The 6,590-nt window shown below is 72.5% G+C and carries 8 protein-coding genes; 3 read left to right on the top strand and 5 right to left on the bottom strand.

Annotated features, from left to right (window positions below):
- The first annotated feature begins 38 nt into the window (after positions 1-38).
- Positions 39-638: an RICIN domain-containing protein gene (locus ABZ885_RS32935; RefSeq protein ID WP_360196873.1), complete on the top strand. Its 600-nt coding sequence runs from the start codon at positions 39-41 to the stop codon at positions 636-638.
- 816 nt (positions 639-1,454) lie between these two features.
- A complete protein-coding gene (locus ABZ885_RS32930) occupies positions 1,455-2,135 on the top strand; it encodes a DUF402 domain-containing protein (RefSeq protein WP_360196870.1) in 681 nt (226 codons plus the stop codon).
- Positions 2,136-2,172: 37 nt separating this feature from the next.
- On the opposite strand, the gene ABZ885_RS32925 is transcribed toward ABZ885_RS32930, so the two are convergent.
- The 3 genes from ABZ885_RS32925 to ABZ885_RS32915 all read right to left on the bottom strand — a co-directional run bounded on the left by ABZ885_RS32925 (position 2,173) and on the right by ABZ885_RS32915 (position 4,371).
- Positions 2,173-2,484: a hypothetical protein gene (locus tag ABZ885_RS32925; protein ID WP_360196867.1), complete on the bottom strand. Its 312-nt coding sequence runs from the start codon at positions 2,482-2,484 to the stop codon at positions 2,173-2,175.
- Between the two features lie 237 nt (positions 2,485-2,721).
- A complete protein-coding gene (locus ABZ885_RS32920) occupies positions 2,722-3,693 on the bottom strand; it encodes a replication-relaxation family protein (protein ID WP_360196864.1) in 972 nt (323 codons plus the stop codon).
- Positions 3,694-4,005: 312 nt separating this feature from the next.
- A complete protein-coding gene (locus ABZ885_RS32915; protein ID WP_360196861.1) occupies positions 4,006-4,371 on the bottom strand; it encodes a hypothetical protein in 366 nt (121 codons plus the stop codon).
- Positions 4,372-4,837: 466 nt separating this feature from the next.
- Between ABZ885_RS32915 and ABZ885_RS32910 the strand changes: the two genes are divergently transcribed.
- Positions 4,838-5,446: a hypothetical protein gene (locus tag ABZ885_RS32910; protein ID WP_360196858.1), complete on the top strand. Its 609-nt coding sequence runs from the start codon at positions 4,838-4,840 to the stop codon at positions 5,444-5,446.
- Between the two features lie 26 nt (positions 5,447-5,472).
- On the opposite strand, the gene ABZ885_RS32905 is transcribed toward ABZ885_RS32910, so the two are convergent.
- Positions 5,473-6,360 carry a replication-relaxation family protein gene (locus ABZ885_RS32905; RefSeq protein ID WP_360196855.1) on the bottom strand — a complete coding sequence of 296 codons (888 nt, stop codon included), beginning with the start codon at positions 6,358-6,360 and terminating at the stop codon, positions 5,473-5,475.
- Between the two features lie 10 nt (positions 6,361-6,370).
- A partial coding sequence (locus ABZ885_RS32900; protein WP_360196876.1) for a hypothetical protein occupies positions 6,371-6,590 on the bottom strand: 220 nt, incomplete at its 5' end.

Below are 6,590 nucleotides of genomic sequence, written 5' to 3'. Positions count from 1 at the left end.
GTGCGGTTGGTCAGGTGCATGGCTGACACCTTCCCAGTGTGGTGTGCGGATCGGGCCCGAAGATCGGCGCCGGCGACCTCAACAACGACGGCTACCCCGACGCCTGGGCAGTCGACAACAACAACGCCATCACCGTCTTCCCCGGCAAGAGCAGCGACGCCACCAGGAACAAGGTCGACGGCTTCAACCCCTGGCAGCTCCTCGGCTACGCCGACGCGAGCGTGTCAGTCCGCCCCAACAGCGCGGGCTGGCAGTGCATGGACGCCGAAGGCGGCCGGAGTGCCGGCGCCACACTCGCCATCTGGGGCTGCTGGAACACCGCGAACCAGCGGTTCAACTTCGCGGCGGACGGGACCATCAGGGCCGGCAGCTACTGCGTCTCCACCAAAGACGACGCCCTCGGCGATGGCACCACCGCGGTCCTCGCCCGGTGCGAAGGGAAGAACGGCCAGAAGTGGGCCGTGCGCCCCGACGGCCGCATCTATCTCCCCGCGACGGTGGACGCGACCAGCCCCAACGGCCGGTGCCTCGAACTGCCCGGCTGGGCAACCGCCCAGGGCACCCGCCTCGGCATCTGGAACTGCCCGGGTGTCCAGCTCAACCAGCAGTGGACGCTCAACCCCGAACGCACCCCCTGAGGCCAACGACCTCACCGAACAGCAGATGATGTAGCACCCACACCACCGGGTGTGCCCCGGACCATCCGGGGCACACCCCGCTCCTGGCCACACCAACGCCCGAGCGAGCACCCCATGACCCGAGGCCGCGCCGCGCTCCCGACCACAGCCCACCGCGACCACGAGAACACTTGCCGCAGGACACCCACACGTGGGGACCGCGCTGTACGGCGGCCGCCGCCTATGGGACGAGTACGAGGCTTTTCTCACCCGGTGGCACGACGAAGGCCAGCCCAGCATCAACGCCTCGGACTCACCATCACCACCGACGGTTGGCGCCTGCCCGGCCGGGACAAGGGGCCGCGCGCCGCCTCCACCGGCATCTCCGACCGCACCTCCAGTGCCCCGACCGGCGCCGGGCGCCGCTGCCCGTGATCTGCGCCGGTGAGTTTCCCTCCGGGATCGAGTTCGCCTCGACGCTGCTGGTGAGTTTGCCCGCCATGGGCCGGCCACTTCGGGGCGGAAACTCACCAGCGCAGATCACGGGTGGTGAGTTTCGCCCTGGCTGGTCTGTTCGGGTGGCGGCCTGGTTCGGCGCGGCGGCGTGCTGGGCAGAGCCTGCGACATGACGACACTCACGACCAGGCGCCGCCGCCGACGTCCGTCCGCACCGACCGCTCCCACCCCCGCTGCTGTGGTCCGCGTCGCCAGGCCGCCGGCCCCGGCTCGACCGGGCGGCGGCTGCTGCCGGACCTGGTCCAGCGAGCACCTCACCCCCGGAGGGGTCGTCGTCCGGACCACCTGGCACGAGCCCGCCTGCAAGACCTGGGGCCGGCGGTGACCGCCGCCGTGCCGGTCACCGGGACCCCGTTCACTCCCGGTTCCACGGTGGTGCGCCGTGACATCCACCTCGGCAAGGTATGGTCCGCCCAGCCCCACCGGGCGATCTCCGACACCGGCACCCTGCTCGAGATCGGCTACTGGCCCGGGATCCGCGCCCTCGCCCCAACCACCTGGACCACCGCGCTGCGCACCGGCGACGACACCACCCGCAAGGACGGCCTGGCCAACCTCGCGGCCGGCACCTGGGAACTGGAGCCGTGGGCCTGGCGGCACACCGTCCTGCGCTCCCGCTTCGAGACCGGCGAGTGGTTCTCCCTGCACCACTTCCAGACCCCGGCGGGCGACCCGCTGCGCCTGTACGTGAACTTCGAGCGCCCGGCGGTCCGGACGCGGATCGGGATCGACACCCTGGACCTGCTCGTCGACCTGGTGGTCGAGCCCGACCTGTCCTCGGCGACCTGGAAGGACGAGGACGAGTACGACCACGGCCGCCGCCTCGGCTTCATCACCGACGCCGACCACCGCCTTGTCGACCAGGCCCGCGAACGCGCCCTCGGCCTTCTCCAGGACCGCGCCGGACCGTTCGCCGACCCCTGGCCCACCTGGGCGCCCGACCCGGCCTGGCCACTGCCCGAACTACCCAACGGTGCAGACCGTGTACCCGCCGCGGGGTGACGCCGGCGTGGCATGGCCTCGGAGCGCCCCCTGGCGGCTACGCGACCGCAGGCTCCGCCGACTCGCCGACGCGCTTGAGCTGGCTGCGGGCGGCGACCCGGTCCTCACCGGAAAGCTCCGCCCAATACGCGTTCGCCCACACCGCGTGGGCAGCCTGCCGCTGGGCCTCCGCCAGCCGGGCCGACTCGGCCAGCTGCTCCTCGGCGAGCCCCTCCCGGGCCGCCTCCAGATCGCCGCCCCAGGACGGCAGCGCGGCCAGGAACGCGCGGCGCTCGGCCTGAACGCCCACCAGCGCCCGCTGCGCCTTGATCAGACGGCCGGGGTACTCGAAGGTCTTCTGCTTGCCCACGGCAGGGATCGTACGCGCGACCGGATCCGCACCCGGCCACGCCCCGCCGACACCTTGATGCCCGCCCTGGGGCCGGCGCCGATACCTTGATGACCACCCCGGACGCCGCACCGATACCTTGGCGGCCTGGTCACGGCGAGATAACGTCGCAGATCAAAGCGTTGGTGGGAGCGGGCCGGATACCTTGATGCCCGCCCCGGGCTCGGGACGGGCATCAAGGTACGGGCCGCGCGCGGGTCAGGGCCTGGTGCCGGTCAGCTCCCACCAGGGGGCGGGTCCGGCTTCGAGGTCGGCGATCGACCACCAGAGGTCGGAGCCGGGGCCTTCGGCCTCCAGGTCCTCCAGCTTGGCGACGCCGGCCGGGACGGTGCGCAGCATCTTGGCGACGTACGGGGTGCGGGCGATGCGTTCCAGGTCGTCGGCGCGGTTGGCGAAGCCGGCCTGGCCGGTGCCGGTGAGGACGAACAGCAGTGTCGGGAACCTCGGGTAGCGGCGTCCCCAGAGCGGATCGCCGCCGCCCTGGGCCTCGATGGTGCCGTGCCGGACGCCGGGCGGCAGTGGCGCGGTTGCCCAGTAGCGGGCGTAGGCGTTCAGCTTGGCGGCCAGCCGGGTGCCGCCCATGGTGCCGCGGTCGACCTCGACGAACGCCTGGTGGGTGGAGCGGCGCTCGCCGGCGGTGCGCCCGTAGTGGAGCAGGCCGTCCGGGCGCACGGTGCCCTCCTTGCCTTCGGCGAAGCGGTGGGTGATCTCCGGGATCAGGTCGAACGGCCCGTAGGCGTCGCCCCGCTTGCGGGCGTCGGCGAGGAACACCAGGTGGGTCCGTACGACGGCGAGCTGGTGGTACAGGGTGAACTTGAAGCCCTCCTTGTCGCCGGGCAGCTTGGGCGCGGGGATATCCGCCAGCTCGGGGAAGACGCCGGCGATCCTCGCGCCGTGCTCGGTCAGGAACCAGCCCTTCGCCCGCCCGGACTGCGGCAGCACCAGCTCCTCGGCCAGCCCCTGCTCGCGCAGTCTGCGCAGCCGGGCCCGCATCTTCTCGATGCTGCTGTCCGGGGCGTGCAGCTGGCGCAGCTGCTCGGCGGTGGCGATCCGGAACTGGAACAGCGACGCCACCACTGCCCAGGTGATCTCCACCTCCCGGGTCTCGCCGTCCGGCTCCGCACCGGTCCTCGCCCTGGTCCTCTTCCCGGCGTGGTCGTACTTCGTCATCGCGGGTGCCCCTGTCGCCTGGGCGCGGGGCCTGGTGCCCCGCGCGGTCGCCGAACTGAACCCCGCGAACCTTGGCGGATCCCTTGGTGAACAGCCCCCTTGGCCGCAACGATCACGTAACGGCCCCCACCAACGTTGGTGCCGCGAACGGCCACCAATGTTGGTGGCTTCCTTGATGGTCCGCCCCAGAAACCTTGGTGGCCCCGGACTCCTTGATGCCCGGGCCCGGGACACCTTGATGGTGGCTCCGGATCCCTTGATGGCCAGGGCCGACACCTTGATGCCGCCCCAGCCCGGACCGGCTGCTGCGTCCTACAGCGCCCAGGCCCCGCGCAGGGGCCGCGTGTGGTCGCTGAGGGTGTGCCAGACCGCCGCGCTGGTGCCGTGCTGCTCCAGGTCGGCCAGGCGGGCCGCGCCGGCCTTCACGGTCATCAGTATCCGGGCGACCAGCGGGTGGGCATCGGCGATGCCCTGGAGGTCGCGGATGCGCTGCCGGGCGGCACGCTCGCCGGTGTCGGCCAGGACGAACAGCAGCCGCGGGAAGACCACGTCGTGCTGCTGCCAGGCCGGCAGGACACTCTGCGCGCCGACGGTACGCCGCAGGTGGGGCGGGATCGGGTGGTGCTCGCGGAAGCGGGCGTAGCCGATCAGCTTGGCAGCGAGCTTCTCGCTAGCCATCGTGCCGCGGTCGACTTCGACGAACGCCCGCAGCCGGTGCCGGTCGTCGCCGGTTCCAGTGGTGTAGGCGACTCGGCGGCGGGCCGGTACACCCAGCCGCCCTCGACCGGTAGCTCGGGGGAGGGAGGAGGTCGAGCGGGCCGCAGGCCTCGCCGCGCGTGCGGGCGTCGGGAGCGGCCGTGCCGTTCGTGGGAAAAATGCTGAGCGTGCCGCTCGGGCGAATGATCATAATGACCGTGTCCGTCCCGGCCTGTTCCGGAGGCCGTTGTCCGACGGGAAGCGGGAGATCAGGAGACACCCTTTGACGCGGTTCGTCGTCCGTTTGGCGCCGGTGATGCTGGCGATGACCGGTCTCATGGCGGGTTGTTCGTCCGCACCGGCCCCGGGGGCTGCGTCTCCGGCCGGTCCTGACCGTGGTGCCGTTGCGTCTGCGTCGTCTCCACCGGCTCCGGCGTCCCCGCTGGCCTTGTCGGCCGCGCCGTGGCGGCCGCTCGCCCCCCTGTCCCGGGAGCAGCTGGACGCCGCGCTCCTGCAGGTTGCCGACCTGCCGTCGGGTAGCACGACCGAGCCCGCCAAGGTCGCGCCCGGCACACCGGCCGACCTGGCCGACCAGATCCAGCAGTACCCGGCGTGCGGGCCGGTGCTCACCGCGGTTTCCGAGCAGCTGCGGGACTCCGCCCGTCGCTGGTACGTCACCGGCAACAACGTGCTCGGCAACCGGACCCTGGCGGACCTCGGGAGCATTCCCGACGGGCGGTCCCGGGAACGTTTCGACGCGCTTGAGCGTGCCGTGTACGGCGGTGGCTGCACCCGCTTCCGGGCGGGGAGCGGGCTGCAGCTGCGGGTCGAGGCGGTTCCCGTCGAGGGGCTGGAGGTTCCGGCCGTGGGCTTCCGTATCGTCGCACCGACCGGCGCGGTGGCGTCCCAGGGCGGGTTCACGCGTGTCTACGTCTACGCGGCCGTCGGCGACAACCGTGTCCTTCTCCTCACCGGCGACGACACCGCTCGCACACCTGCCCTGCGCAGTGACCTGGTGACCGCCCAGGTCCACCGCCTCGCGACCGCGTCCGGCTGATACGGCCAGGACCACCAAGCTGCGTCCTACAGCGCCCAGGCCCCGCACAAGGGCCGCGTGTGATCGGTGAGGGTGTGCCAGACCGCCGCGCTGGTGCCGTGCTGCTCCAGGTCGGCCAGGCGGGCCGCGCCGGCCTTCACGGTCATCAGCATCCGGGCGACGAGCGGGTGGCCGTCGGCAAGGGCCTGGAGGTCACGGATGCGCTGCCGGGCAGCACGCTCGCCGGTGTCCGCCAGGACGAACAGCAGCCGCGGGAAGACGACGTAGTGCTGCTGCCAGGCCGACAGGATGCTCTGCGCGTGGGAGGTGCGCCGCAGGTGGGGCGGGATCGGGTGGTGTGCGCGGAAGCCGGCGTAGCTGATCAGCTTGGCGGCGAGCTTCTCGCTGGCCATCGTGCCGCGGTCGACCTCGACGAATGCCCGGTGCAGCGCCCGGCCGGGCCCGCCGGTCGCGTAGTGCAGCAGGCCGTCGGGGATGACGGCGCCGTCCCGTCCTTCGCCGTAGCGGTGGTAGACCTCGGGTAGGAAGTCCAGCGGCGCGCACTCGTCCCCGGCCTGGCGGGCGCCGGCGACGAACGCGGCCTGGGTGCGGGTGACGGCCAGGATGTGTCCGACCCGCAGCCGCGCCTCGGTCTTGTCCTCGGGCAGCGGCGGGGAAGCCACGCCCTCCAGTTCCGGGAAGCGGGCGGCGATCCGCGCGCCCCGCTCGGTCGGGAACCAGGCCCGCAGCTTCCCGGCCTGCGGGAGAGTGACGTCCTCGACCAGGCCCTCGACCTTGAGCCGGCGAAGGCGGCGGCGCATCAGCTCCGGCTTGCTGTTCGGGGTGTGCAGGACACGCAGCTGCTCGGCCGTGGCCATCCGGGACTGGTACAGCGCGGCGATCACGGCGTGGTCGATCTCGGGCGGCGTCGCCATCACGGGCTCCTCAACGTCGGTGCCCGCCGCCCCGCTGGCGGCGAGCGCCCGTATGGAAGCCCGCGCCTCTCACCGGATTTCTCACCAAGATCAGCCCATCCGGCAACGATCCGACAACGGGTCCGCCAACCGGTGCCGCCGGCGCGACCCGCTCGTCGAACGGCGAGGGGATCACCTTCTGCGGGGTCAGCTCGTCGGCGACCACGCCGGCCAGCGCCTTGGCGGCGGCC

This window comes from Kitasatospora sp. NPDC047058, from assembly GCF_040643935.1.
In the GTDB taxonomy this organism is placed as follows: Bacteria; Actinomycetota; Actinomycetes; order Streptomycetales; family Streptomycetaceae; genus Kitasatospora.
The sequence above is the reverse complement of the archived record's forward strand: the minus strand, read 5'-3'. Positions and strand labels throughout refer to the sequence as shown.

What these genes read in the sequence shown, in the direction of transcription:
- ABZ885_RS32920 (WP_360196864.1), bottom strand. Translation starts at nt 3,693, where the DNA reads ATGACGAAGTACGACCACGCCGGGAAGAGGACCAGGGCGAGGACCGGT.
- ABZ885_RS32915 (WP_360196861.1), bottom strand. Translation starts at nt 4,371, where the DNA reads ATGGCTAGCGAGAAGCTCGCTGCCAAGCTGATCGGCTACGCCCGCTTC.
- ABZ885_RS32905 (WP_360196855.1), bottom strand. Translation starts at nt 6,360, where the DNA reads ATGGCGACGCCGCCCGAGATCGACCACGCCGTGATCGCCGCGCTGTAC.